Annotated in this window: 21 protein-coding genes and 1 pseudogene; 15 read left to right on the top strand and 7 right to left on the bottom strand. The window is 76.2% G+C overall.

The window, feature by feature from the left end; all coding sequences use genetic code 11:
* The first annotated feature begins 7 nt into the window (after window positions 1–7).
* Entirely contained in the window at window positions 8–1,183 is a 1,176-nt protein-coding gene (locus ACI78T_RS05885; protein WP_456557147.1) for a glucose-1-phosphate adenylyltransferase family protein, read from the top strand.
* Between the two features lie 6 nt (window positions 1,184–1,189).
* Here ACI78T_RS05885 and ACI78T_RS05880 read toward each other — a convergent pair whose 3' ends face one another.
* Window positions 1,190–1,882, bottom strand: coding sequence for a DUF4383 domain-containing protein (locus tag ACI78T_RS05880; RefSeq protein ID WP_456557146.1), 693 nt, complete (start codon window positions 1,880–1,882; stop codon window positions 1,190–1,192).
* Between the two features lie 113 nt (window positions 1,883–1,995).
* On the opposite strand from ACI78T_RS05880, the gene ACI78T_RS05875 reads away from it, so the two are divergent.
* The gene (locus ACI78T_RS05875; RefSeq protein ID WP_456557145.1) at window positions 1,996–2,325 is read left to right on the top strand and encodes a tetratricopeptide repeat protein; all 330 of its coding nucleotides are present in this window, start codon (window positions 1,996–1,998) and stop codon (window positions 2,323–2,325) included.
* 289 nt (window positions 2,326–2,614) lie between these two features.
* Here the strand turns inward: ACI78T_RS05875 and ACI78T_RS05870 are convergent, their stop codons facing one another.
* Both ACI78T_RS05870 and ACI78T_RS05865 read right to left on the bottom strand, forming a co-directional pair.
* The gene (locus tag ACI78T_RS05870; protein ID WP_456557144.1) at window positions 2,615–3,370 is read right to left on the bottom strand and encodes an adenosylcobinamide-GDP ribazoletransferase; all 756 of its coding nucleotides are present in this window, start codon (window positions 3,368–3,370) and stop codon (window positions 2,615–2,617) included.
* A 19-nt stretch (window positions 3,371–3,389) separates the two neighbouring features.
* Window positions 3,390–3,941: a histidine phosphatase family protein gene (locus tag ACI78T_RS05865; protein WP_456557143.1), complete on the bottom strand. Its 552-nt coding sequence runs from the start codon at window positions 3,939–3,941 to the stop codon at window positions 3,390–3,392.
* A gap of 64 nt (window positions 3,942–4,005) precedes the next feature.
* Between ACI78T_RS05865 and ACI78T_RS05860 the strand changes: the two genes are divergently transcribed.
* Window positions 4,006–4,794, top strand: coding sequence for an oxidoreductase (locus tag ACI78T_RS05860; protein ID WP_456557142.1), 789 nt, complete (start codon window positions 4,006–4,008; stop codon window positions 4,792–4,794).
* Between the two features lie 19 nt (window positions 4,795–4,813).
* Here ACI78T_RS05860 and ACI78T_RS05855 read toward each other — a convergent pair whose 3' ends face one another.
* Entirely contained in the window at window positions 4,814–5,089 is a 276-nt protein-coding gene (locus ACI78T_RS05855) for a hypothetical protein (RefSeq protein ID WP_456557141.1), read from the bottom strand.
* 70 nt (window positions 5,090–5,159) lie between these two features.
* A complete protein-coding gene (locus ACI78T_RS05850) occupies window positions 5,160–6,008 on the bottom strand; it encodes an HAD family hydrolase (RefSeq protein WP_456557140.1) in 849 nt (282 codons plus the stop codon).
* A 126-nt stretch (window positions 6,009–6,134) separates the two neighbouring features.
* Between ACI78T_RS05850 and ssd the strand changes: the two genes are divergently transcribed.
* The 7 genes and pseudogenes from ssd to ACI78T_RS05815 all read left to right on the top strand — a co-directional run.
* Window positions 6,135–7,202, top strand: a complete 1,068-nt coding sequence (ssd, locus tag ACI78T_RS05845; protein ID WP_456557139.1) for a septum site-determining protein Ssd — start codon at window positions 6,135–6,137, stop codon at window positions 7,200–7,202.
* Window positions 7,199–8,341, top strand: a complete 1,143-nt coding sequence (locus tag ACI78T_RS05840) for a TadA family conjugal transfer-associated ATPase (RefSeq protein WP_456557138.1) — start codon at window positions 7,199–7,201, stop codon at window positions 8,339–8,341. The genes ssd and ACI78T_RS05840 overlap by 4 nt, the downstream gene beginning before the upstream one ends.
* Complete coding sequence (locus ACI78T_RS05835; RefSeq protein WP_456557137.1) at window positions 8,338–9,126, top strand: type II secretion system F family protein; 789 nt, start codon at window positions 8,338–8,340, stop codon at window positions 9,124–9,126. The genes ACI78T_RS05840 and ACI78T_RS05835 overlap by 4 nt, the downstream gene beginning before the upstream one ends.
* On the top strand, window positions 9,123–9,833 hold the full coding sequence (locus ACI78T_RS05830) for a type II secretion system F family protein (RefSeq protein WP_456557136.1): 711 nt from the start codon (window positions 9,123–9,125) through the stop codon (window positions 9,831–9,833). Before ACI78T_RS05835 ends, ACI78T_RS05830 begins: the two co-directional genes overlap by 4 nt.
* 118 nt (window positions 9,834–9,951) lie before the next feature.
* A complete protein-coding gene (locus ACI78T_RS05825) occupies window positions 9,952–10,194 on the top strand; it encodes a DUF4244 domain-containing protein (RefSeq protein WP_456557135.1) in 243 nt (80 codons plus the stop codon).
* Window positions 10,195–10,238: 44 nt separating this feature from the next.
* Window positions 10,239–10,574, top strand: a complete 336-nt coding sequence (locus tag ACI78T_RS05820) for a TadE family type IV pilus minor pilin (RefSeq protein ID WP_456557134.1) — start codon at window positions 10,239–10,241, stop codon at window positions 10,572–10,574.
* Window positions 10,571–10,903: pseudogene (locus ACI78T_RS05815) on the top strand (Rv3654c family TadE-like protein); the annotation flags it as partial. The gene ACI78T_RS05820 and the pseudogene ACI78T_RS05815, both read left to right, overlap by 4 nt.
* A 36-nt stretch (window positions 10,904–10,939) precedes the next feature.
* Here the strand turns inward: ACI78T_RS05815 and ACI78T_RS05810 are convergent.
* Window positions 10,940–13,375, bottom strand: a complete 2,436-nt coding sequence (locus ACI78T_RS05810) for a DEAD/DEAH box helicase (protein WP_456557133.1) — start codon at window positions 13,373–13,375, stop codon at window positions 10,940–10,942.
* Window positions 13,376–13,593: 218 nt separating this feature from the next.
* On the opposite strand from ACI78T_RS05810, the gene ACI78T_RS05805 reads away from it, so the two are divergent.
* The 5 genes from ACI78T_RS05805 (at window position 13,594) to ACI78T_RS05785 (ending at window position 21,741) form a co-directional block, all read left to right on the top strand.
* The gene (locus tag ACI78T_RS05805; RefSeq protein ID WP_456557132.1) at window positions 13,594–15,858 is read left to right on the top strand and encodes a sodium-translocating pyrophosphatase; all 2,265 of its coding nucleotides are present in this window, start codon (window positions 13,594–13,596) and stop codon (window positions 15,856–15,858) included.
* Between the two features lie 160 nt (window positions 15,859–16,018).
* Window positions 16,019–16,345, top strand: a complete 327-nt coding sequence (locus ACI78T_RS05800) for a hypothetical protein (RefSeq protein ID WP_456557131.1) — start codon at window positions 16,019–16,021, stop codon at window positions 16,343–16,345.
* Window positions 16,342–17,868 carry an alpha/beta hydrolase gene (locus ACI78T_RS05795; RefSeq protein WP_456557130.1) on the top strand — a complete coding sequence of 509 codons (1,527 nt, stop codon included), beginning with the start codon at window positions 16,342–16,344 and terminating at the stop codon, window positions 17,866–17,868. Before ACI78T_RS05800 ends, ACI78T_RS05795 begins: the two co-directional genes overlap by 4 nt.
* A 265-nt stretch (window positions 17,869–18,133) precedes the next feature.
* Window positions 18,134–20,977, top strand: coding sequence for a type I DNA topoisomerase (topA, locus tag ACI78T_RS05790; protein WP_456557129.1), 2,844 nt, complete (start codon window positions 18,134–18,136; stop codon window positions 20,975–20,977).
* 5 nt (window positions 20,978–20,982) lie between these two features.
* Window positions 20,983–21,741 (top strand): class I SAM-dependent methyltransferase, encoded by a 759-nt coding sequence (locus ACI78T_RS05785; protein WP_456557128.1) that lies wholly within the window; start codon window positions 20,983–20,985, stop codon window positions 21,739–21,741.
* On the opposite strand, the gene ACI78T_RS05780 is transcribed toward ACI78T_RS05785, so the two are convergent.
* The gene (locus tag ACI78T_RS05780; RefSeq protein ID WP_456557127.1) at window positions 21,728–22,570 is read right to left on the bottom strand and encodes a trans-aconitate 2-methyltransferase; all 843 of its coding nucleotides are present in this window, start codon (window positions 22,568–22,570) and stop codon (window positions 21,728–21,730) included. The two genes, ACI78T_RS05785 and ACI78T_RS05780, sit on opposite strands and share 14 nt — an antisense overlap.
* Between the last annotated feature and the right edge of the window lie 112 nt (window positions 22,571–22,682).

Below are 22,682 nucleotides of genomic sequence, written 5' to 3'. Positions count from 1 at the left end.
GCGGGGCATGGCCCTTCCCCGGATCCTCGTGCTCGTGCTCGCCGGTGGCGCGGGGGGCCGCCTCGAGCTGCTCACCGAGCAGCGCGCCAAGCCCGCCGTCCCGTTCGCCGGCGTGTACCGGCTGGTCGACTTCCCGCTCAGCAACTGCCAGCACTCGGGGATCGCCGACGTCTGGGTGTCGGTGCAGTACCACCCGACGTCGCTGTCGGACCACCTCGCCAACGGCCGGCCGTGGGACCTCGACCGGACGACCGGCGGGATGATGGTGCTGCCGCCGTTCCAGGGCACCGACCGCGGCGGCTGGGTGACCGGCACGGCCAACCTGCTCTGGCGGCAGGCGGACCTCATCCGTGAGCACGCCCCGGACGCGCTCGTCGTCGTCAGCTCCGACGCGGTCTACAAGCTCGACTACCGCGAGGTGGTCGACGCGCACCTCGGGTCCGGTGCCGAGGTGACGATGGTGACCACCGAGGTCGCGGCCGATGACGCCTCGCGGTACGGGATCGTGGAGGTCGACGGCGACCGGGTGACCGGCTACGCCTACAAGCCCGACGAGCCCGCGACGACCACGGCCACGAACGAGGTCTTCGTCTTCACGCCCGGTGCCACGCTCGACCGGCTCGACGGGCTCGAGGACGAGCTCGGCGAGGAGGGCCTCGAGGACCTGGGCAGCCACCTGCTGCCGGCCCAGACCCGCGACGGCCTGGCCCGCGCGTACCCGCTCGAGGGCTACTGGCGCGACGTCGGGACCGTGCCCGCCTACTGGGAGGCGCACCGCGACTTCCTCGCCGCCGAACCCCCGATCGACCTCGACGACCCGGCCTGGCCGCTGCACACCCGGGGTGGCCGGCACAGCGCGGCACGCGTCCTCGACGACGGGCGGATCGAGAACAGCCTCCTGTCCGGGGGCACCCGCGTCTCGGGCGACGTGCGCGGATCGGTGCTGTCGCCCGGCGTGGTGGTGGAGCGAGGGGCGGCGGTCGTGGACTCGGTGCTGCTGCCGGGGGTGCGGGTGCGTGCGGGAGCGCGGGTGGAACGCGCCGTCCTCGACGACGGGGTCGACGTGGGGGAGGGCGCCGTGGTCGGTGGGGACGGCGACATCACGCTGGTCGGCCGGGCCGCCCGGCTCGAGGCCGGGGCCGAGATCGCCCCGGGTTCGCGGCACCCCGAACCGGAGGACTGACCGGCGTCAGGAGGACGACCGGTCGAACTCCATCCACACCCGCCGGCGATCCCCCCGGCTGTGCACCTCCGCCATCGCGGCGACGCGGCGGCGCTGATCGGCGGTCGCGACGTGGTTGACGACGGCGATCTCGGCGGCCCGCATCGCCCGCTCGGCGGCGAACTCGGCCGGTGTCGACGGGTAGGACTCCGGCTCGCTGTCCTCGGTCCGGGGGCGGGCGTAGGGGCTGTCGGGCGGCAGGCTGCCGCTGACCCGCCCGTACGCGCCGAGCAGGAGGAGCAGCAGGCCGGCGACGACGGAGAAGACGACGTTCTCCATCTCGAAGGCCAGCACGTTGAACGACGTGCGGAGCGCCGCGAGGTTGGCCAGCGCCGAGACCAGGAACAGGGTGCCGACGACGATCATCACCGTGGAAGCCACGCGAGGGCTCCGCAGCGCCGCGACCACCAGCACCACGGCGGTGAGCACGGAGATCGTGGACAGGAGCCCGTTCGACGACATGCCGAGGATGGGCTCGCCCTCCGTGGAGAAGAAGTCGAGGCCGCCGGCGAAGCCGAGCAGGCCGAAGACGAGGATCACCGCCGCGACGGCCAGGGCTCCGGTCCGCTGGACGGCGAAGACCCGGTTGCCGTCGGCGGGGGCGTCCTCCTGGGCGGCCGGCTCCTGGGTCCGCCGGTGGGGGAAGTGGCGCAGCTGCATCGGGACCTCCACGGGTGGGGGGGGTGATGCCTGCTCTTCGCCCGGTTCCGGGCGCGCGGATGCGCGCTGCGGGGGCCGGGAAGCCGAGGGCCCCGGCCGTGGTTGCAGCGGGCATGACGCAGCCCTTCGAGATCGACATGCACTCGGAGTTCCTCCGGGCCGATCTGCTCCTGGCGATGGGCCAGCCCACCGAGGCGGCTCGCATCCTGGAGCGCGTGGTGGAGGACGACCCCACCAACGAGGCGGCGCTGGAACTCCTGGCGCGGGCCTACTTCGGCTCGGCCCAGCTGACGAAGTCCGAGAACGCCCTGACCCGGCTGGTCGCGCTCGCGCCCGCGAACGGCTGGGCCCGTCGCGCCCTGGCCCGCACGCTGGAACGGCAGAGCCGTGCGGCCGAGGCGGAGCCGCACCACCGGATGGCGGACGCGCTCGGCGCCGCCTGACGCTCGGTCACGCCACGCCGGGGGACGAGCCGCAACCGGCCCGGTGCCGAATCGCACCGGGTCGGCCCGGGCACCCCTGGACGCATGAGCATCCTCGGAAGACTGATGGGAACCGCAGAGACCGCCGCCCGCGGCGCCGCCCGCGGAGGGCGCGCGTCGGCACGTCCGGGGCGGGGCGTTGCCGGTCCGTCCGGCCGGCGGGGGCTGAGCCGGCGGCGCACGCCCGCGCCGGCGCCCGCCGGCGGCATCGGTGGCCTCGTCCAGGGGCTGCTGCGCCGGCGCTGACCCGCTAGAGGAGGACGGCGGCCACCAGCAGGGTGGCCGCCGTCGCCGTCTCGCCCATCGCACCCATCACGTCACCGGTCACCCCGCCCAGGCGGGCGCGGGCCCGCCGGTGCAGCAGTTCCGCCGCCAGCAGCCCGGCCAGCGCGCCGGCCGCCAGCCGGACCGCCGTCGCCACGTCGCCCGTCGTGGCCGCGGCGACCAGCCCGAGCAGGACGACCGCCCAGCCGGCCAGCCAGGCCGCCGACACCGTGCCGGCCACGAGCGCGCCGAGCGAAGAACCCTCCGCGGTCCGGACGCCGGGCAGCCCGGTCCGTGCCATCGCCAGCCGCGCGACCGCGACCGCCAGCCAGAGGGCGACCCAGCCGCGCTCCGTCGTCAGCAGCGCGGCCAGGCACGCGACCTGGAGCAGCAGCGTCAGGACGAGCGCCACGACCCCGAACGGGCCGACGTCGCTCTGGTGCATCACCTGCAGCGCCCGCTCCCGGCCGCGCAGCGGTCCGAGCCCGTCGGCGGTGTCGGCCAGCCCGTCCAGGTGCAGGCCGCGGGTGAGCGCCGCCAGCACCGCCACGGCGAGCACCGCACCTGCCGTCGGGGAGATCCACCGCTGCCCGAGGACCGCGACGCCGGTCGCGACCCCGCCCAGGACCAGGCCCACCAGCGGCGCCCACGGCAGGACCCCGCGGGTCGACGCGGCGGCGGCCCGTGGCACGGGGAGCACGGTCAGCAGCGCGGCGGACTCCAGGGGCCCGGTGAACCTCATCGCGCCGGAGCCGGCGCACTCACGCGATGAGCTCCAGCCGGGTGATCGAGCCGTTGTGCGGGGTCACCGCCGGCATCGCGTCCGGGCCGAGGCCGGCGACCACGGCCTGGGCCGCGCGGATGGTGTCCCCGTGCGTCACCAGGGCGATGACGTCGGCCGGCGGCTCGGCACCCAGGTGCTTGAGGAACGCCTCCACGCGGGCGTGCAGCTCGGCCAGGCTCTCCCCACCGGGCGCGGACCAGTGCGGGTCGGTCCAGTCGACGACGTCCCAGAGGTCGCGGGAGGGCAGGCCCTCCAGCTCGCCGTAGCCCTGTTCCCGCAGCGCGGTCGAGGTCTCGATCGGCAGGCCCGTGGCGCGTGCGCAGTGCTGGGCGGTCTCGACCGCGCGCAGCAGGTCGCTGGAGATCAGCGCGCCCGGGCGGAGGCGGGCCAGCTCGGCCGCGGCCGTGTGGGCCTGCGCGTGACCGAGCGCGGTCAGCGGCACGTGCGGCGTCTGGCCCTGCATCCGGCCGGCGGCGTTCCACTCGCTCTGTCCGTGGCGGACGAGCAGCAGCGTGAGAGGACGGGACATGGCAGGGGGGAGCGTAGGCGAGGACCCTGCGGGCTCCGGCGGGGTGCCTCGTACCGTCGTCCTCGTGACCCTTCCCGTCCGCCCGGGCGCCGCCCGCCCCGCGAACCGCCCGGCCGCACCCGACCCGCTGGCCCCTCTGCTCGACCTGCCCGGGGTGCGCGAGGCCGCGGACGCCGCCCGCGCCGGCATCGACCGGCTGCTCGGCCACCGGGTCTTGCGGCGGGAGTCGGCCGGGGTGAGCACCGAGTCCGCCCTCCGGGGGGCCCGCGCCTCGGCGGCGCTGGAGGGCGCTGACGTGCCGCTGGCCGACCTGCGGTCCGGCGCCGTCGCCGACCCGGTCGTGCAGGGTGCGCTGCGGGTCTCCGCCGGGCTCGGCGGGATGGTCGAGACCTGGCCTCGCGCGCCAGGGCAGGTGCTGGCCCGGCTGCACGTGCTGGCCGCCGCGGACCTGGCCGACCGCGCGGCGCTCGGCCGGCCGGCGCCGCATGCCGGTCCGCGGCTGTCGGGGCTGTTCTCGCTGGTCACCGGCACGAGCGCCGTGCCCGCCGTGATCGTGGCCGCGCTCGTGCACGGCGAGCTGGCCGCGCTGGCGCCGTTCGGCACCGCGGACGGCGTCGTCGCGCGGGGCGCCGGCCGGCTGACCGGGATCACCCGCGGCCTGGACCCCAAGGCGGTCTCGGTGCCGGAGGTCGGCTTCGCCGAGCTGGGCAGGGAGGCGTACGCCGAGGCGCTGGCGGGCTACGCGTCCGGCACGGAGGCGGGCGTGGCCGGGTGGCTGGTGCACTGCTGCCGGGCGACGGAGCACGGTGCGCTCGAGGGCCTGGCCATCTGCGAGAGCCTGCTCCGCGGCTGATCCGGGGCGCCGTCCTCGATCAGCGGGGCGCCAGCGCGAAGCCGAGGACGGCGGTGAGCACGACCCCGCACGCGCCGGCCGCCGCGGCGAGGAGCCAGGCCCCGGTGACCGCACCGGCGACCCCGGCCCCGACGAACGACAGCCAGGGCCCGGACAGCGACAGGAACAGGCCCACCCGGCCGGCGCGCGACCGGCGCCGCCGCCCACGGCGCGCGGTGCGGTTGGACTGGCCGAACAGGACCGCGGCCACGCAGACGGCCAGCGCGGCAAGCCATGCGAGGACCAGGGTGAGCACGTCGGCAGGATGTCCCACCGGGCGTTGCGCGGGTCGGCGCCCCGCCGGGGACCAGCGGTGCGGCGGGGGCTCAGGCCCCGCGGCGGCGCCGTCGCCCGGTCAGCGGGCCGGGCTCCCCGGCGGCCGCCAGGCCCGCGCGCAGGGCCCGGTGCCGGGCGTACCAGGCCAGCCCGACGACGGCCGCGCCCACTCCCACGGCAGCCCCGGTGACCACCGGTGCGGGAGGAGCGGAGAAGCGGGCCCGCATGCTCACCGGACGGGTGAACTGCAGGACCGGCCAGCCGCGCTCCAGCGCGGCCTTGCGCAGCCCCCGGTCGGGGTTGACCGCGGTCGGGTGCCCGACGGCGGAGAGCATCGGCAGATCGGTGATCGAGTCGCTGTAGGCGTAGCAGTCGGCCAGGTCGTAGCCGCCTTCCGCAGCCACCTGGCGCATCGCCTCGGCCTTGTTCTCCCCGTAGGCGTAGAACTCGATCTCGCCGGTGTAGCGGCCGTCCTCGACCACCATGCGGGTGGCGACCACCCGGTCGACGCCGAGCATCTCGCCGATCGGCGTGACCATCTCCGCGCCGCTGCTCGAGACGATGACGATCTCCCGGCCGGCAGCCCGGTGCTCCTCGATGAGGTCCGCCGCCTCGGCGTAGACCAGCGGGTCGACGATCTCGTGCAGCGTCTCCTCGACGATGTCGTGCACGGTCGCCGCGTCCCAGCCGGTGACCATCGCCGTCAGCTGGGCCCGCAGGCGCTCCATCTGCTGGGCGTCGGCACCGGCGAGCGAGAAGACCAGCTGCGCGTAGGCGGTCTTGAGCACGGCACGGCGGTTGATCAGCCCACCGTTGAAGAACGGCCGGCCGAAGGCCAGCGCGCTGGACTTGGCGATGACCGTCTTGTCCAGGTCGAAGAACGCCGCGGCGCGGGTCACAAGGCACGATGCTAAGTGGAGCGGGTGACGGTGGCTGGCGTCGCGCGCCGTCCACACCCGTTCGGGTCATCCACAGTTCGCCGCCCGTTCTGGCACTTGCTGCCGATCACCGCGTGAGGTCGGCCCGTGCCCACCTCCCGGATCCCCGCGCGTCCCCTCGTCGTCAGCACCGACGACGCCCTCCTCGACGACCTGCTGCGGCTGCTCGCCACCGCCGGGGCGGAGGCCGAGGTGGCCACGGGCGGGCCGGCGCTGCGCCGGGCCCATCGGCAGGCGCCCCTGGTCCTCGTGGGGGCCGATGCGCTCTCCGCGCCCGGCCTGCGCACGCTGCCCCGCCGTCCGGGGGTGGTGGTCGTCTCCGGGGGTGAGCTCCCGGCCGGCGACTGGGCGGCGGCGGTGGAGATCGGCGCCGAGCGGGTGGTGGTCCTCCCGGCAGAAGAGTCGTGGCTCCTCGCCCGGTGCACCGCCGCCGTGGCCGGCCCGGTCGAGCGCGGCAGGCTGGTCGTCGTCGGCGGGGCGTGCGGCGGAGCCGGTGCCAGCACGCTCGCGGCGGCGGTGGCGCTGGCCGCCGCACCGGGCGTCACCCTCGTGGACGCCGACCCGTGGGGAGCCGGTCTGGACCTGCTGCTGGGTGCCGAGCGGGCCGACGGGCTGCGCTGGCCGGACCTGTCGAAGCTCCGGGGACGGGTGGCCGGGGATGCGCTGCTCGCGGCGCTGCCGGACGTGGCGGGCGTCTCCCTGGTGGCCGCCTCCCGGAGCGACCCCGGGGCCGTTCCGCCCGATGCGCTGGCGGCCGTGGTCGACGCCGCCCGCGCGGTCGGCTGCCCCGTCGTGGTCGACGTGCCCCGGAGCGCCGCCGGCACCGCGCCGCCGGTGGTGGCCGACGCGGACCTGGCCGTGCTCGTGGTGCCCGGGCGCCTGCGGGCCGCCACGGCCGCGCGGCTGCTGGTGGACGCGCAGGACTCACCCTGGGCGACGGCGCAGCTCGTCGTGCGGCCGGTCGCCGGCGGTCTGGCGCGCGGCGAGGTGGCCGACGTCGTCGGTCGTCCGGTCCTGGCCGAGCTCGGCCACGACAGGAGCGCGGTGCCCCGGGGCGAGCGCGGCGAGCCGCCCCTCGTGTCCGCGCGATCCCCGCTCGGGACGGTGGCCCGCCGCGTCCTGGGTGCGCTGCGGGCGTCGGACGCCGCCCGGTGAGCGCTCCGGCGCTGCTGGACAGGGTCCGCGCCCGGCTGGCCGTGCAGGCCGGTCCACCCAGCCGCGCCGTGGTGGCGGCGCTCGTGCGGGAGGAGGCCGGCGGGCTGCTCGGCGACGACGACGTGCTCCTCGCCGTCCGCCACGCCGTCGACGAGCTGGCCGGCGCCGGTCCGCTGGAGCCGCTGCTCCGGACGCCGGGAGTCACCGACGTCCTGGTCAACGGGCCGGACCAGGTGTGGGTGGAACGCGGGAACGGGCTCGAGCGGTCCGGCGTGACGTTCCCCGACGACGACGCGGTCCGCCGGCTCGCCGTCCGCCTCGCGGCCACGGTCGGTCGCCGGCTGGACGACGCGTCTCCGTGGGTGGACGTCGCCCTGGGCGACGGGACGCGGCTGCACGCGGTGCTCCCACCGGTGTCGGGCAGCGGCACCTGCCTGTCGCTCCGGGTGCTGCGCCGGACGGCCCACTCGCTCGACGACCTGGCGGCCCTCGGCACCCTGTCCGGTGGGAGCGAGGAACTGCTGCGCGGCGCCATGGCGCGGCGCTTGGCGTTCCTCGTGACCGGCGGGACGGGGTCGGGGAAGACCACCCTGCTGTCGGCGCTGCTCGGCGCGGCCGATCCCGCCGACCGGATCGTGCTGTGCGAGGACGCCCCGGAGCTGGCGCCGGCGCACCCGCACGTGGTGCGGCTGGTCACCCGGCCTCCCAACGTCGAGGGCGTCGGCGCGGTGACGCTGCGCGACCTCGTCCGCCAGGCGCTGCGCATGCGTCCCGACCGGCTGGTCGTCGGCGAGGTCCGCGGTGCCGAGGTCGTCGACCTGCTCGCGGCGCTCAACACCGGCCACGACGGCGGCTGCGGCACGCTGCACGCCAACCGGCCGGCCGAGGTCCCCGCCCGGCTGGAGGCACTCGGGGTCGCCGCCGGGCTCGACCGCGCCGCGGTGCACAGCCAGGCCGCCGCGGCGCTGGCGCTGGTCGTGCAGCTCCGGCGCACGGCCGGAGGGCGCCGGGTGACCGAGATCGGCGTGGTCCGGCGTGCGGGGGACCGGGTTCTCGTGGAGGCGGGGTGGCGGGCCGACGGGCTCGACTGCCCGGCCGCGGGGCGGCTGCGCGACCTCGTCGACGGGGAGGCGCCGTGAGCGTGTCCCTCTTCGCGACGGCTCTGGCCGTCCTCCTCTGGCCCGACCGGCAGGTCCGGCGCCGGGCGCGGGTGGCCGCGGTACGTGCGGACCACCCGGTCCGGCGACCGCCGACCTCGGCGACCGGCCCGCTGGCAGCGGCGGTCGCGTCGGCGGTGGTGGTCGCGCTGGTCAGCACGCTCCTCGTCGGGTGCCTGGCGGGCGTGCTGGCGTTCGCCGGCGTGCGGCTCCGGGCCGCGCGCGCCGCGGGCCGGCGTGCGGTGGCCAGGGTGCGCTCCCTGACGGACGGCCTGGGAGCGCTCGGTGCCGAGCTGCGGAGCGGACGCTCCGTGGACTCGGCGACCGAGGCGGCGGTGGCGGCGTGCGCCGACGACGAGTGCGGCGCGGCCCTCGCCCGCGCCCTCCGCGCTCCGGCCGCCGGCGCCCCGCCGGAGGTCGGCCCCGCGCTCGGTGCCGCCCTGGACAGGATCTCGGCGGGCGCGCTGCTCAGCGCGCGCACGGGGGCTTCGCTCGCCGCGGTCGCCGCCGCGGTCGAGGACGACCTCCGAGCCGGGGACCGGCTCCGGCAGGAGCTCCGGACCGCCACCGCCGGTCCGCGGGCCAGCGCGATGCTGCTGGCGGGGCTGCCGGCCCTCGGCCTCGCCATGGGGAGCGGGGTGGGTGCGGATCCCTGGCGGGTGCTCACGACGACGGCGGTCGGGCAGGTGCTGCTGGTCGTCGGCGTCGCCCTCGAGCTGCTCGGTCTGCTGTGGTCGGAGCGCCTCGTCAGGAGGGCCGTCCGGTGACCCCCGCCGCCGCGCTCGTGCTCGCCGGGGCCCTGCTGCTCTGGTCGCCCGCTGCCGGGGTGGCGTCGCTGCGTGCCCGCGCGTTGCGGCCGGCACGGCAGGCGGCAGTGGTCGACCCTGTGTCCCCGCTCCGTCGGCGCCTGCTGGCCGGCGGAGCAGGACTGGCGGCGGGCCTGCTCGTCGGCGGGCTCCTGGGCGTGGCCGCCGCCGCAGCGGTGGCCGTGGCGGGGGACCGGTGGCTGCGCCGGGACCAGGCCCCTCCCGACGACGGGCCGGCGGTCGCGCGCGCCCTCCCCGGCGCCTGCGACCTGCTCGCCGTGTGCCTGGCCGCAGGGGTGCCGGTGACCGCGGCCCTGGCGGCCGTGGGCGCGGCCGTGCCGGCGCCCCTCGGTCCCGAGCTGGGGCGGATCGCCGCGCTCAGCGCGCTCGGGGCCGACGCACGACGGGCGTGGGCGGGGACGCCGCCCGAGCTCGCGGCGCTGGGCCGGGTCCTGGTGCGGACGGGGGAGTCGGGCGCGGCGGTGGTGCCGGCGCTGCGGACGCTGGCGGCGGATGCGCGCGGCTCCGCCCGCGCCGCCGCGGAGGCAGCGGTCCGTCGGGCCGGCGTGTGGGTGCTGGCGCCGCTGGGCCTGTGCTTCCTGCCGGCCTTCGTCTGCCTCGGGGTCGTCCCGATGGTGCTCGGTGTCGCGGCCGACGTCTTCGGCTGACCGTTGTGCACAGCGCGCGGCCCGGTCCACAGATCCCGCGCAGGCGTCCGCTCCGAGGGTCAGCGGCACGAGGCTCGGACCACGGCCCGGAGGGCGGGCCCCGATCGAGGAGGCACCTGTGGAGAAGACGCCGGACGTCGACCAGCCCGGAACGGTGGAGCTGTCGCCGCGCACGAGCCTGGCTCGGCGGTGGGCCGCGGTGCGGGCGGCGGGAGAGGCGGGGATGAGCACCGCCGAGTACGCGGTCGGAACGGTGGCGGCGTGCGCGTTCGCCGCCGTGCTCTACCGGGTGGTGACGGGGGGCTCGATCGTCACGGGGCTGACCGAGCTCATCGACTCCGCCCTCGCGACCCTGTCCTGACGGTGCGGCGGACCCCGCGCCCGGACCACCGGGCGGAGGAAGGGATGGTCACCGCCGAGACGGCGGTCGTGCTGCCGGTGCTCCTCCTCGTCCTCGCCGGCGTGGTGGCGGCGGTGGTCGTCGTGGGTGCGCAGCTGCGCTGCGTGGACGCGGCCCGCGAGGGAGCCCGTGCCGCCGCCCGCGGGGAGGACGCCGCCGCGGTTGCGGCGCTTGTGGAACGGGCGGCTCCCGACGGCGCGGTCACGGCGGTCAGCACGGAGGGCGGGAACGTGCGCGTGACCGTGACCGCACGGATCGCCCCGCTGGGGCCGCTGCCCCTGCGCATCACCGTGTCCGCCGAGGCGGTGGCGCTCCGGGAGCCCGACGGCGGGACGGCATGAGGCGGCGGGGGCACGACCGCGGGTCGGCGACGGTCTGGGTGCTCATGGCCGGCGGCGTGCTGGCGGCGATCGGGGCAGCCGCGGTCCTCGTCGGCGCCGCCGTCGTCGCCCGGCACCGCGCCACCACCGCCGCCGACCTCGCGGCGCTCGCCGGGGCGGTGCGGGCGGTCCAAGGGGCCGACGCGTGCGGCGCCGCGGAGCGGCTCGCCTCGGCGAACGGGGCGGCTCTGGTCACGTGCGCCGCATCGGCGGGCGCCGTCGTCGACGTCGAGGTCCTCGTGCCGGTCCGGCTGGGGCGGCTCGGGGTCTTCTCGGCCACCGCACGGGCCCGCGCGGGGCCGGTCGACCCGCTGGCGGGCGGCGGATCAGAAGACGAGCTCGTCCTCGTCGTCCCCGGTGTCCTCCGGCACGCCGGCGCGGACGACCTCGGCCGCGACGTCCGGCGCTTCCCGGTCCGGCCCGGGCATGCCCTCGCGGGCGGCGAGCTCGTCCAGGACGACGTCCAGCACGCGGACGGCACCGGCCTTGTCGAGCGGGTCGTTGCCGTTGCCGCACTTGGGCGACTGCACGCACGAGGGGCAGCCGCTCTCGCACTCGCAGCTGGCGACCGTCGCCCGCGTGGCCTGCAGCCAGCGGCGCAGCACGCCGAAGCCGCGCTCGCTGAAACCGGCGCCCCCGGGGTGCCCGTCGTAGACGAAGATCGTCGCCGTCCCGGTGTCCGGGTGCAGCGCCGTGGAGAGCCCGCCGAGATCCCAGCGGTCGCAGGTGGCCAGCAACGGCAGGATGCCGATGGCCGCGTGCTCGGCGGCGTGCAGGGAGCCGGGCAGGGCGGTGTCGTCCACGTCGGCGCGCTCGACCGCGCGGTCGCTCAGCGTCCACCAGACAGCCCTCGTCCGCAGTTGCCGCGGGGGCAGGTCGAGGGGGAACTCCGCGAGCACCTCGCCGGTCCCGAGCCGTCGCCGCTGGTAAGCGACCACCTGGTTGGTCACGTCGACCACCCCCGTGTGGGCGGTGACGGCGCCGAGGGGCCGCGTCTGCTCGATCGACACGATCGACAGGTCGGTCACGTCGCGCGCGACCGTCGTCCACTCGGGGTTGTCGGCGTGCACCACGGCGCACGCGTCGTCGACGTCGAACTGGTCGACGACGAACGTCTCGCCCCGGTGCACGTACAGGGCGCCCTCGTGAACTGTCGCGTGCGCGGCACCGCCGTCGACGGTGCCCAGCAGCCGCCCGGTGCCGGTCTCGATGATCGACACCGGCTCGCCGCCGCTGCCGCGGATGTCCACGTCCGGGCGGCCACGCCCCGCCCAGTACCAGCCGGCGGGTCGCCGGCGCAGCTGACCGGCGGCGACCAGCTCGTCGAGCTGCGCCTCGGCCACGGGACCGCCGAACTCGGGGAGGTCCGCCGGCGTCAGCGGCAGCTCGGCCGCGGCGCAGCACAGCTGGGGTCCGAGCACGTAGGGGTTGGCCGGGTCGGTGACCGTCGCCTCGATGGGCCGGCCGAACACCGCCCGCGGGTTGTGCGCGAGGTAGTGGTCCAGCGGGTCGTCGCGGGCGACGAAGACCACCAGCGACTCCCGCTGGGCGCGGCCGGCCCGGCCCGCCTGCTGCCACATCGAGGCGAGCGTGCCCGGGTACCCGGCCAGCACGACGGCGTCGAGACCGGCGATGTCGATGCCCAGCTCGAGAGCGTTCGTCGTCGCCACCCCGAGCAGGTCGCCGGCCGAGAGCGCCCGCTCCAGCTCCCGCCTTTCCTCGGGCAGGTAACCGCCGCGGTAGGAGTCGACCCGGCCGACCAGGTCCGACCGGCCGCGGTCGTGCAGCAGCCTGCGCGCCTGCTCCGCCACCGATTCCGCGCTGCGCCGGGAGCGGACGAACGCCAGCGTGCGGGCGCCGCGCTCGACCAGGTCGGCCAGGAGGCCCGCCGCGTCGGCGGCGGCCGAGCGGCGCAGGGGAGCGCCGTGCTCACCGGTGCGCTCGGTCAGCGGTGGTTCCCACAGCGCGAACGTCGCGCCCGGCCGCGGGGAGCCGTCGGTGGTGACCGCCTCGACCGGCGCGCCGACCAGCCGGGACGCGGCCGCCGCCGGCTCGGCCACCGTGGCGGACGCGAGGACGAACACCGGCTCCGCCCCGTACCGCCGGCAGATGCGGCGCAACCGGCGCAGCACGTGCCCGACGTGGGAGCCGAAGACGCCCCGGTAGGCGTGGCACTCGTCGATGACCACGTAGGCCACCCGCCGCAGCGTGCTGGACCACTTCTGGTGCGCGGGCAGGATCCCGCGGTGGAGCATGTCGGGGTTGGTCACGATCCACCGCGAGTGCCGGCGGACCCAGTCGCGCTCCTCGCCCGGGGTGTCGCCGTCGTAGGCAGCGGGACGCACGGAGGCGTCGGCGAGCGCGGCGACCGAGGCGAGCTGGTCCCGGGCCAGCGCCTTGGTCGGTGCCAGGTAGAGCACGCAGGCGCGCGGGTCCTCGGTCAGCCGGGTGAGGGCGGGCAGCTGGTAGGCCAGCGACTTGCCCGAGGCCGTCCCCGTGGCCACGACCACGTGCCGGCCGTCGTGGGCGAGCTGGGCGGCCTCCACCTGGTGCCGGTAGGGGGCCAGCACCCCGCGCTCCTCGAGCCGCTCGCGCAGGTCACCGCTCACCCACTCCGGCCACGGCAGGGTGCTGCTCTCGCGCACCGGCAGGTGGTGGACGTGCGTGACCGGCTGCTCGTCGTCGCCGGTGCCGGCGAGGACGGAGGCGAGGAGGTCGGCGCCCGGCGGGACGACCGGGGCGACCGGGTGCAGCGTGGTCACGGCTCAACTGTCACACGCCCCGCCGACGGACGTCGGCGACGAATCCCATCCGTGTGATGCGGGTAACAAGCCGTGCTGGGCATCTGCACTCGGTGTGATCTCCCTTACACTCCCGCAACGTTCGGTTCGCGGGGCTCCCCGGGTGCCGAGCGGGACCTCCGCCGTTCCGGGGAGCACCGACGCCTCCCGGCGGCTGCCGACCGCACTTGGAGGAACACATGCCCGACAGTTCGCTGTCCGGCGGGGACATGGCGCTGGTCGCCGTCGTCCTCGTCGTCTCCCTGGCCGCCCTCGGGTTCGCCGGGTACCTGGTCCGCGCCGTCCTGGGCGCCGACCAGGGCACGGTGAAGATGCGCGAGATCGCGCAGGCGGTGCAGGAGGGCGCGGCGGCCTACCTGAGACGGCAGTTCCGCACGCTCGGCGTCTTCGCAGTGATCGTGTTCCTGCTCCTCCTCGTCCTCCCGGTCGCCGAGGGCGGCTGGGAGACCCGCATCGGGCGGGCCGTCTTCTTCCTCGTCGGTGCCTTCTTCTCCGCGTCCGTCGGGTTCATCGGCATGACGCTGGCCACCCGCGGCAACGTGCGCGTGGCGGCCGCCGCCCGCGGCGGCGGCTTCATGCCGGCCTTCCGCATCGCCTACCGCACCGGCGGTGTCGTCGGCATGATCACCGTCGGCCTCGGCCTGTTCGGTGCGGCGCTGGCGCTGCTCTTCTTCAACGAGACGGCCCCCGTGGTGCTCGAGGGCTTCGGCTTCGGCGGGGCCCTGCTGGCCATGTTCATGCGTGTCGGCGGCGGCATCTTCACCAAGGCCGCCGACGTGGGGGCCGACCTCGTGGGCAAGGTCGAGGCCGGCATCCCCGAGGACGACCCGCGCAACGCCGCCACCATCGCCGACAACGTGGGCGACAACGTGGGCGACTGCGCCGGCATGGCCGCGGACCTCTTCGAGTCCTACGCCGTCACCCTCGTGGCCGCGCTCATCCTCGGTCAGGTCTTCTTCGGGTCGGTCGGCATGGTGTTCCCGCTGCTGATCGCCGCCATCGGCGTCATCGCCTCGGTCGTCGGCATCCTCGCCTCCAACCCCGGCAAGACCGACGCGAGCGGGATGGCGCCCATCAACCGGGGCTTCTTCACCTCGGCGGCGGTCTCCCTCGTGCTCGTCGCCGCGGCGGCCTTCATCTACCTGCCCAGCATCGACGAGGGCGTGGACCTCTCGGTCAGCCCGCAGGTGCTCGGCTTCGTGTCCGTGCTCATCGGCGTCGTGCTCGCCGCCGCCATCCAGCAGCTCACCGGCTACTTCACCGAGACCAGCCGCAAGCCGGTCAAGGACATCGGCCGGAGCTCCCTGACCGGCCCGGCGACGGTGATCCTCTCCGGCATCTCGCTCGGCCTGGAGTCCGCCGTCTACGCGGCCGTCCTCATCGGCGGCGCGGTGTACGGCGCCTTCCTGATCGGTGGCGGCGCCGCCCTGTACGCGGTCGCCCTGGCCGGCTGCGGCCTGCTCACCACCGCGGGCGTCATCGTCTCGATGGACACGTTCGGCCCGGTCAGCGACAACGCGCAGGGCATCGCCGAGATGTCCGGCGACATCGACGACGAGGGCGCGCGGGTGCTCACCGACCTCGACGCCGTCGGCAACACCACCAAGGCCATCACGAAGGGCATCGCGATCGCGACGGCGGTCCTGGCCGCCACCGCGCTCTTCGGGTCGTACAACGCCCAGATCGGGGTGGCCCTCGACGAGGCGGGCGACACCCTCGGGGACGCCTTCAGCCTGGTGAACCCGAACAACGTGGTGGGGGCCGTGGTGGGCGCCGCGGTGGTCTTCTTCTTCTCCGGCCTGGCCATCAGCGCGGTGTCCCGCGCCGCCGGACGGGTGGTCTTCGAGGTGCGGGAGCAGTTCCGGACCAAGCCCGGGATCATGGACTTCAGCGAGCGCCCCGACTACAGCGCAGTCGTCGACATCTGCACCAAGGACTCGCTGCGCGAGCTGGCCACCCCCGGTCTGCTCGCCGTCCTCGCGCCCGTCGCGGTCGGCTTCGGCCTCGGCTTCGGGCCGCTGGCCGCCTACCTGGTCGGCGCGATCGCCGCCGGCACCCTGATGGCGGTCTTCCTGTCCAACTCCGGCGGCGCGTGGGACAACGCCAAGAAGATGGTCGAGGACGGCGCGTACGGCGGGAAGGGCAGCGAGGCCCACGCGGCCACGGTCATCGGCGACACCGTGGGCGACCCGTTCAAGGACACCGCCGGCCCGGCGATCAACCCGCTGATCAAGGTGATGAACCTCGTCGCCCTGCTCATCGCGCCGGCCATCGTGAGCCTGTCGGTCGGCGACGACGCCAACACGACGGTGCGGGTGCTCATCGCCCTTGCCGCCGTCGCGATCATCGTGGTCTCCGTGGTCGTCTCGAAGCGCCGGTCGGTCGTCGTCGGCGGCGCCCCGAGCGACGCCGCGGACGGCAGCCTCACGACCACCGCGCCCTGACCTCGCGGGGATCCTCCGGCCGGCACCGCCCGGCCGGAGGTTCCCACGCGAGGTGTGGACCGGTCGCGTGCCTGTGGACGACGGCGCACGCGTACCGCTCCGCGCTCCTAGCGTCCGGACCCCACGGCCCCATCAGGCCGCCGGACGACAGGGAGCACCCATGACATCGCCGAGTCCCACCGGGTCCGTCCTGGTCCACCCGCAGGCGCTGGCGGCGCTGGCCGAGGAGCTCACCGGTCTGGCGGGCGAGCTCGCCTACGACGTCGACCGCTGCCGGGCGGCGGCCGGCTCCCTCGCGGCCGCGCTGGAGGGGGAGGAGGGCTGGGCGGCGGGCGCGGCAGGCACGGCCTGGGCGGGCCTCGAGGAATCGCTGGCCGAGCGCACGTCGGCGCTGGCGCGGACGGTGTCCGGCGCGGTGCAGGCCTACCTGGAGGAGGACGCCCGGATCGCCGGGTGGATGGGCCGCCGCCGGGAGATGCCCCGATGACCACTCCGCTGCGCCTGCAGTCGGTCGCGAGCTGGGAGGTCCACCGCGTGCGCGGGGCGGTCACCGCGCTCGGCGCCGTCGCCGAGCGGCTGCCCGGGTGGCGCGCGCGGCTGGAGGGCATCGCGCGCACCCTCGACTCGGGCGAGCACTGGGCGGGCCCCGCCGCGCTGAGCGCGGCCGCCGCGGTCCGCGAGCTCGCCACGGGGGCGTGGGCGGTCGAGCGCGCCCTGGCCGAGTCGGTCACCGCCTTCGAGCGGCTGGGCGCCGAGGCCGACGCGGCGCAGGAGCTAGCCCGCGAGGCGCTGGCGAGGGCGGACGAGGTCCCCGGCGGGCTCGGCGCGGCCCTCGACGACCGCGGCCGCCTCGCCTCCGCCGTCGAGGCCCTCGTGCCGGGAACCGAGCTGACCCCGTCCGCCTCGGCCGCGGTGGCGGCGGCGGAGGCGGCCCTCCGCCACGCGTCCGCGGCGTCCGACGCGTCGGCCGTCGCGGGCGCCGCGCTGGCGGCGGTGGGCGTCCGCGACGCCTTCGCCCCGCCCGACTTCGCGAACCTCGCCTCCTGGGTCCCCGTGGCCGACCCGGTCTGCAGCAGCCGGGGCCCGTCCGGTCCGCCGGAGGCGGTGGCCCTGTGGTGGGCGGCGCTGCCGCTGACCACCCAGCTCGCCGCGCTGCGCGCCGACCCGGTGGGTCTCGGGAGCCGCGACGGCCTCCCCGCGTGGGCTCGCGACCTGGCCAACCGGCAGCTCCTCGCCGCCGCACTCGACGACCGCGGGATGCCGCCGGGACCCGCCGCGACCGCCCGCGCCGTCGCCCGCCGCATCGAGGAGGAGGAGGCCGCCGGGCGGCAGGTGCAGCTGCAGCTGTTCGACCTGCCCGCCGACCGCGTGGTTCTCGGCCTCGGCGACCTCGACACCGCCGACGCGGTCGCGGTGCTCGTCCCCGGCATCCAGAACACCCCGGCGGACGACCTGGGCGCGCTGGTGGGTGACGCCCGTGACGTGGGACGCGCGGCCCGGTTGGCGGCGCCGGGCACCACCGTGGCGACGGCGGTCTGGCTCGGCTACGACAGCCCCACGAGCCTGGGTCGGATCCTCACCCGGCGCAGCGCGGTCGAGGGTGGAAACGAGCTGGCCGACTCCCTCGCCGGCCTGGACGCGGGGCGGGCCGCCGTCGCCGCCGCGGACGCACGGGCGACCGTCCTGGCGCACAGCTACGGCACGGTGGTGGTCGACGAGGCGGCGGACGAGCCGGGCGCGCTCGACGCCGACGCGGTCGTCCTGCTCGGCAGCCCCGGGATGGAGGACGACGCGCGGAGCCTGGAGGCCCGGGAGGTGTACGACGCCGCGGCCCCGGGCGACCTCGTCGTCCTCTCCCAGTGGTTCGGGCGCTGGACCGGTTCCGCGGCCTTCGGCTCCAGCGCGCTGCCCGTCGACCCCGATGCCGGGCACTCCGACTACTACGACCCGGAGGGCCCGACCCTGCCCGCCGTGGGGGAGGTCGTCGTGGGGGTGCGCGTCCCCGGCTGAGGGCCGGGTCGGGCGGGTCGGGGAACACCTGGGTGCGGCCGACGTTTGTCCGGGTGACGGCACGCCCACGGTGGGTCGCCCCCGGCACTGCGTCCGGTGCGTGGCCTACCGTGGCCCGCCGAGGGGCGTTCTCGCGGCGGCGCCCGCCGGCGCCGGGGGAGTCCGCCCGCACTGGGCCGACGAACCGGGCACCGTCCCGGCAGCCCGCGCCGCTCGACACCCAGCACCACCAGAGCACCGACGCAGCACCACCGACAGGAGCACCGTGCCCACGAAGACCAGCCAGCCCGGAAGCGAGAGCGCCACCGCGACCGACGGCGGGACGAAGGCGCCCGCCCGCCGTCGCGCCGCTGCGCCCGGCGGCAAGCCGCTGGTCATCGTGGAGTCGCCGACCAAGGCGAACAAGATCGCCGGCTACCTCGGCAGTGGCTACGTGGTCGAGGCCAGCGTCGGGCACATCCGCGACCTGCCGCGCAACGCCGCCGACGTCCCCGCCGAGCACAAGGGCGCCGCCTGGGCGCGGCTCGGCGTCGACGTCGACAACTCCTTCGAGCCGCTGTACGTCGTCAGCCCCGATCGGAAGCAGCAGGTCAGCCGGCTCAAGCAGCTGATGAAGGGCGCCAGCGAGGTCTACCTCGCCACAGATGAGGACCGCGAGGGCGAGGCCATCGCCTGGCACCTGGTGGACACGCTGAAGCCCCGGGTGCCCGTGCACCGCATGGTCTTCCACGAGATCACCCCGGAGGCGATCGCCCGTGCGGTCGCCAACCCGCGCGAGCTCGACACCGCCCTGGTCGACGCGCAGGAGACCCGCCGGATCCTCGACCGCCTCTACGGCTACGAGGTCTCCCCGGTGCTCTGGAAGAAGGTGCTGCCCAAGCTCTCCGCCGGACGCGTGCAGTCGGTCGCGACGCGGATCGTCGTGGAGCGCGAGCGGGAGCGCATGGCGTTCCACGCCGCCGACTACTGGTCGCTCGAGGGCACCTTCGCCGTCCCCCGCCCGGGCGCGGCGACCGACGAGGGCGAGCCCACGACCGTCCGGGCCAAGCTGGTCAGCGTCGACGACAGCCGGGTCGCCACCGGCAAGGACTTCGACCCCGCCACCGGCCGGGTCAGCGGTGACGTCGTCCACCTGGACGAGGCCGGCGCCCGCGGGCTCGCGGCGCGCCTCGCGGGCCGCCAGGTGACCGTCGGCCGGGTCGACGAGAAGCCCTACCGCCGTCGCCCGTACGCGCCGTTCACCACCTCGACGCTGCAGATGGACGCCGGCCGCAAGCTCGGCTGGTCCTCGGCGCAGACGATGCGGGTCGCGCAGCGGCTCTACGAGAACGGTCACATCACCTACATGCGCACCGACTCGACGAACTTGTCGCAGGAGGCGATCAACGCCGCCCGGCAGCAGGCCCGCGAGCTCTACGGCGACGCGTACGTCCCGGCCGAGGCGCGCCGGTACAAGAGCAAGGCGAAGGGCGCCCAGGAGGCGCACGAGGCGATCCGTCCCGCCGGCGACAACTTCCGCACGCCCGGCCAGCTGGCCCCCCAGCTCGCTCGCGACGAGTTCCGCCTCTACGAGTTGATCTGGCAGCGCACCGTGGCCTCGCAGATGGCCGACGCCGTCGGGCAGACGGTCAGCATCCGGCTCGCCGGGCGCAGCGCCACCGACGAAGCCGTCGAGTTCACCGCCAGCGGCCGCACGATCACCTTCCCCGGCTTCCTCAAGGCCTACGTGGAGTCGCGGGACGAGGCGCCGGCCAACGGTGGCGACGACGAGGGCTCCGACGACGCCGAGCGCCGGCTGCCCCGGCTCGAGCGCGGCCAGCAGCTCGACACCCAGGCGCTCGACGCCAAGGGCCACACCACCAGCCCGCCGGCGCGGTACACCGAGCCGAGCCTGGTCGCCCGGCTCGAGGAGCTGGGGATCGGCCGGCCGTCGACCTTCGCGTCGATCATGCAGACCATCCAGGACCGCGGCTACGTCTGGAAGAAGGGCAACTCGCTCGTGCCCTCGTTCATCGCGTTCGCCGTGGTGAACCTGCTCGAGCAGCACTTCGCCCAGCTCGTCGACTACCAGTTCACCGCCTCGCTGGAGGAGGAGCTCGACGAGATCGCCGGCGGCACCCTCGGCCGGGTCGACTGGCTGACCGAGTTCTACTTCGGCGGTGGCGGCCGTGGCGACGGCGGGATCGCCGAGTCCGGCGGGCTCAAGCAGATCGTCGGCCAGCGGCTCGAGGAGATCGACGCGCGCGGCGTGAACTCCATTCCCCTCCGGGCGACCAGCCCGGACGGCAAGCCGGTCGTGGTGCGGGTCGGCCGCTACGGGCCCTACCTGCAGGCCGGCGGCGAGGAGGGCGCGCGGGTCAGCATCCCCGAGGACCTCGCGCCCGACGAGCTGACCACCGACAAGGTGCGCGAGCTGCTGGAGGCGCCCTCCGGCGACCGCGAGCTCGGCACCGACCCCGAGTCCGGGCACCCGGTCGTCGTGAAGGCCGGCCGGTACGGCCCGTACGTGACGACGGTGGTCCCCGAGGGCAGCAAGGACACGCCGCGGACGGCGAGCCTGTTCTCGTCGATGTCGCCGGAGACCGTCACCCTCGAGGACGCGCTGCGGCTGCTGACCCTCCCGCGCACGGTCGGCACCGCGCCGGACGGCGAGGAGATCCAGGCGCTCAACGGCCGGTACGGGCCCTACCTGAAGAAGGGCACCGACTCCCGCTCGCTCGACAGCGAGGAGAAGCTCTTCACGACGACGCTGGAGGAGGCGCTGGCGATCTTCGCCCAGCCGAAGCAGCGTGGTCGCGCCGCGGCGAAGGCGCCGCTCAAGGAGCTCGGCCCCGACCCGGTGACCCAGGGGCAGATCACCGTCCGCGAGGGCCGGTTCGGTCCCTACGTCACCGACGGCGAGACCAACGCCAGCCTGCGCAAGGGCGACGACGTCGAGACGATCACCATCGAGCGCGCCGCCGAGCTCCTGGCCGACCGCCGCGCTGCCGGCCCGTCCAAGAAGAAGAAGGCAGCCAAGAAGACCGCGGCGAAGAAGACGGCGGCCAAGAAGGCGCCCGCCAAGAAGGCCGCCGCCGCCAAGGCGAGCGCGCCGGTCACCGCGGGCTGACCGGCGTGACCGGCCCGGTCGAGCAGGACTTCGCCGTCAGGGCGCGCTCGTTCGGGGCGGTCGCGGCCGGCTACGCCGCGCTGCGCCCGACCTACCCGGCGGACGCGGTGGCGTTCCTGCTGGAGGGCCGGCGGGAGCGCGTGCTGGACCTGGGTGCGGGCACCGGTCTGCTGACCGAGGTCGTCGCCGGACTGGCACACGACGTCCTGGCGGTCGACCCGTCGCCGGAGATGCTGGCCGAGCTGACCGCCCGGCTCCCGGGGGTGCGGACCGCCGTGGGCACCGCGGAGTCGCTGCCGGCGGAGGCCGGCTCGGTCGACGCCGTCGTCGCCGGCCAGGCGGCGCACTGGTTCGACCCGGCACCGGCCGCGCGGGAGATCCGCCGGGTGCTGCGCCCGGGTGGCGTGCTGGGGCTGGTCTGGAACACCCGGGACGCCCGGGTGCCGTGGATCGCGGCGCTGGAGGAGCTGATCGCCGACGAGGCGCGAGGCCACGAGGCGGACCAGGGCGTGGTGGACCGGTTCGCCGAGGAGCTCTCGGCCGAGGTCGCCGTGCGCGAATCGGGCATCGTGCAGCGGCTGACGCCCGAGGACGTCGTGGCCGGCATCGCGACCCGCAGCTACGTCGCGGTGATGGACGACGCCCGGCGGACGGAGTTCCTGTCCGGCGTGCGGCACCTGCTGTCCGAGCACCCCGGCACGGCGGGCAGCAGCGGGATCGACCTGCCCTACGTGACCCGCGCCTACCGGCTCACCCCTCGCTGAGCCGGCTCCCCACCGCGAACACGCGGCGGAAGGGGAGCACGGTCGTGCCGTCCAGCCGTGGGGGATAGGCCTCGCGGAGCCCGGCGGCGTACTCGGCGGTGAAGCGGGTCGCGTCGTCGTCGGGCAGCAGGGCGAGCACCGGACGCAGGACGGTGCTGCGCACCCACCCGAGCACGGGGTCGGGCCCCCGCAGCACGTGCAGGTACGTCGTCTCCCAGGCGTCGGCGGACAGCCCTGCCGCGGTCAGGACGTCGAGGTACCCGAGGGGGTCGAGGACGGCGTCCGGGTCCGGTGCCGCGCCGGCCAGCCGCCCGGCCCACCTTGGTGACCGGCACAGCGCGGCGAGCAGGGCGTGGGTCGGCGCACGAAAGTTGCCCGGCACCTGCACGGCGAGCCAGCCGCCGGGACGCAGACCACCCGCCCACCGGGTCAGCAGGCGCTCGTGGCCGGGCACCCAGTGCAGCACGGCGTTGCTGACCACCACGTCGACCGGTTCCCCGGCCGCCCACTCCCGCACGTCGCCGAGCTCGAACTCGACGCGGCCCGGCACGGCCGACGCGGCCGCGGCGGCGAGCATCTCGGGGGAGGAGTCGATCCCGGTGACGTGCGCTCCCGGCCAGCGGCGGGCCAGGGACGCGGTCAGGCTGCCCTCGCCGCAGCCCAGGTCGACCACCCGCGCGGGGGCGTCCGCCGCGACCCGCGAGAGCAGCTCCGCGAACGGCCGCGCCCGCTCCCCGGCGAAGCGCAGGTAGCCGGCCGGATCCCACGCGGCGGGCGCGCGGCCACCGTCCGGCGCTCCGTCACCGCTCGTCCGCCCGGGCTCCACCATCGGTTCGGACCCTAGTTCCGCCCCGGTCACCTGGCGGCCGGAATCGGCGGCGTCCGTCAGCCGTCCGGGCGCAAAGCTCCCGGAATCGTCCTCGCGCCCCGGTAACGTGACC

Source organism: Blastococcus sp. SYSU D00922, from assembly GCF_054050495.1.
This window is presented reverse-complemented; position numbering and strand designations above follow the sequence as displayed.